The following is a 401-nucleotide window of genomic DNA, read 5'->3' on the forward strand; positions in this document are numbered from 1 at the left end:
TGCATTTTCCGAGTTAATACCGTCGGCAATACCTGACATTAATACTTCACAGTCGCTGGCATTGAGTACGGAAAACTTAATCGAAGACGAACCACAGTTAATAACCAAAACAACCGGAAATTCATTCATCTCTTTTCTCATCCTGAGTTACGGATTAAAACAGTTTGTATACGATGTTCAGGATGGTCAGCAGACCAATCACGGTAACAAACACGTTATCCAGACGACCACGGTATTTCGCCAGAGACGGCGCTTTACGGATGGCATACATCGGCAACAGGCACAGCAGTGATGCGATAATCGGTGCGCCCATGGCTTCAATCAAGTCGAGGATGTTCGGGTTGGCGTAGGCAACAACCCAGGTGGAGCCCATAATGAAAATCATGCTGATAGTATTCAGT

2 pseudogenes are annotated in these 401 nt (G+C 45.6%); both read right to left on the reverse strand.

Going from position 1 to position 401, the window contains the following annotated elements:
- Nucleotides 1-141: pseudogene (locus tag H0X91_RS35545) on the reverse strand (acetate/propionate family kinase); the annotation flags it as partial.
- Nucleotides 142-154: 13 nt separating this feature from the next.
- Nucleotides 155-401, reverse strand: a pseudogene (locus H0X91_RS34815) (HAAAP family serine/threonine permease); the annotation flags it as partial.

The sequence above is a fragment of the Burkholderia sp. 9777_1386 genome (assembly GCF_015712265.1).
GTDB lineage: Bacteria > Pseudomonadota > Gammaproteobacteria > Burkholderiales > Burkholderiaceae > Burkholderia > Burkholderia cenocepacia.